The 2360-nt window shown below is 65.4% G+C and carries 3 protein-coding genes; 1 reads left to right on the top strand and 2 read right to left on the bottom strand.

From position 1 onward, the window contains the following. Nucleotides 1-1004, bottom strand: a 1004-nt coding sequence (locus tag KGM94_RS24945; RefSeq protein WP_300265336.1) for a GTP-binding protein, incomplete at its 3' end; no start/stop codon positions are given. A 39-nt stretch (nucleotides 1005-1043) separates the two neighbouring features. Next, complete coding sequence (gene cysD / locus KGM94_RS24940) at nucleotides 1044-1838, bottom strand: sulfate adenylyltransferase subunit CysD (protein ID WP_300265333.1); 795 nt, start codon at nucleotides 1836-1838, stop codon at nucleotides 1044-1046. A gap of 251 nt (nucleotides 1839-2089) precedes the next feature. Here cysD and KGM94_RS24935 point away from each other — a divergent pair. Next, on the top strand, nucleotides 2090-2360 hold a 271-nt coding region (locus tag KGM94_RS24935; protein WP_300265331.1), incomplete at its 3' end, for an NAD(P)-dependent oxidoreductase.

Genomic DNA, 2360 nt, shown 5'->3' with positions numbered 1-2360 from the left:
GTCTCGCGCGGGCTTGCGCTTGCATGTGCGATGACGTCGCCGCGCTCGATGAACAATTCGCGGTCGAGCGTGATGCCGACCGAGCGGCCGGCGCCCTGCGGCCCCGCCACCGGCGTCAACGGCCAGCTTTCGACCGTCTTGATTCTCGCGATCTTGCCGGCTGGCATGATTACGATCTCGTCGCCGGCGGAGAGACTTCCGGACTCGATGCGGCCGCCCACGATGCGGCGGTCGTCGAATTTGTAGATCGCCTGCACCGGGAGGCGCAGCGCCAGCGCTTCGAGCGGCCGTGCCGGCTCGAGGCCATCGAGCGCCTCGACCACCGTCGGCCCCTCGTACCAGCCGATGCGGTCGGTCCGCCCCGCGACGCCGTCGCCGTCGCGGGCCGAGATCGGGATCACCGCAGAGGGCGTGATGCCGAGGCCCTTGAGATGCGCCGAAATTTCCCGGCTGATCTCCCCGAAGCGATCCGCACTGAAATCGACGCGATCCATCTTGTTGACGACGATCGCGACCTGCTTCACGCCGAGCAGGTGCAGGAGATAGCCGTGTCGGCGTGTCTGGTCGCGCACGCCCTCCAGCGCATCGATGATCAGCACCGCACCGTCGGCCTGCGAGGCGCCGGTGATCATGTTGCGCAGGAACTCGGCGTGGCCGGGCGCGTCGATCAGCACGATATCGCGCGAATTGGTGCGGAAGCGAATCTGCGTGGTGTCGATGGTGATGCCCTGGTCGCGCTCGGTCTGCAGGGCGTCGAGCAGGAACGACCATTCGAACGGCATGCCGCGCCGCGTGCTGACCGCCCTCAGCATCTCGAGCTTGCCTTCGGGCAGGCTGCCGGTCTCGTGCAGGAGGCGGCCGACCAGGGTCGACTTGCCGTGGTCGACATGGCCGACGATGACGATGCGCACCTGCGGTCGCGTCGTGCCGTTCGGCATCGACGTCGTGCCGTTCGGCATCGATGTTGGCGTCGCCGACAGCGCGGGATTGAGGATCATGTTCATGGCGGCGCCCGTTTTCATGATAGGGATCGGAGCGGGAAATCAGAGATAGCCGGCGACGCGAAGCCGCTCGAAGGCGTCCTCGGTCTCGTGGTCGAGCGCGCGGCCGGCGCGCTCCGGCACCCTGGTCTGCTCCAACTCGATCAGGATCTCGTCGATGGAGGCGGCGGTCGAGTTGACGGGGAAGGTGATGTCGGCGTCGCCCAGCGAGCGATAGCGCTTGCCGTTGCTGGAGAGGTAGAGCGGAATGATCGGGATGTTCTCGCGCTTGGTATAGGCCCAGATGTCGGCCTCGGTCCAATGCAGGATCGGATGGATGCGCAAGTGCGCGCCGGTCGGCGGCGAGGCGTTGAACTGGTCCCAGAACTCCGGCGGCTGGTCGCGCACGTCCCAATTGCCTTCCAGGCCGCGCGGCGAGAACACCCGCTCCTTGGCGCGCGTCGCCTCCTCGTCGCGCCGGATGCCGGCGATCAGGCCGTCAAAGCCGTATTTGGCGAGCGCCATCTTCAACCCCTCGGTCTTGCGCGCGGCGGAGCGGGCGGCCGGCGGCAGGGTCGGGTCGACGGCGTCGATCGGCGGGCAGGGCTCGACACGCAGATCGAGATCCCATTCCTTGCCGTAGCGATCGCGGAAGCGGTACATCTCCGGAAATTTCTTGCCGGTATCGACGTGAAGTGCGGGAAACGGCATGCGGCCGAAGAACGCCTTCCGCGCCAGCCAGATCATCACGTTGGAGTCCTTGCCGAGCGACCACAGCAGCGCAATCTTCTTCAGCCGCGCGAAGGCCTCGCGGAAGATGTAGATGCTCTGCGCCTCGAGTTGGTCGAGATGGTCCATGCTCGGCGCCGCCGTCCGCAGATCGGCGGAAAATTCTGGCGCGAGGCCCCGCGCGACGGGCTCGGGCTTGGGCAGTCGAACTGCAGCGGAATCGTCCTTGAGAAGATGCATCTCTGCCACTTTGCGTCTAGAGGCGAAAATTCTATACTGATTGAGCGCAAGAGAAGAAAAAATTTCTCTTTGCGCGCACGAAACGACACATATATAGAAAATAATTCCAGTCAACCCCGTGGTGGGGAAGCGAGTATCGCATGCGCTTCTTGCCGGTGTTTCTCGATCTGACGGCCGGTTCGGTGCTTCTCATCGGCGCCGGAGATATCCTGCAGGCGAAGTTGCGCGTGCTGGCTGCTGCCGGCGCGCACATTCGCGTGCATGCGCTCGACGGCAATCGCGAACTTTGCGGTCTCAGCGTCACCGAGGCGGAGCGCGTCGCCTTTGCCGACGGCGATCCGCTCACGGCCGATCTCTCGGGTGTCATCGCCATCGTGTGCGCCGGCGCCGGCGAGATCGGCGTCGCCATGT

It is taken from the genome of Bradyrhizobium sp. (genome assembly GCF_028868675.1).
Taxonomy (GTDB): domain Bacteria; phylum Pseudomonadota; class Alphaproteobacteria; order Rhizobiales; family Xanthobacteraceae; genus Bradyrhizobium.
Note: the sequence above shows the minus strand (reverse complement) of the source record. Positions and strands in the feature narration are given on the sequence as shown.

Bases quoted from the DNA above. Each gene is read 5' to 3' on its own strand.
- cysD (WP_300265333.1), bottom strand. From the start codon at position 1,838: ATGGACCATCTCGACCAACTCGAGGCGCAGAGCATCTACATCTTCCGC.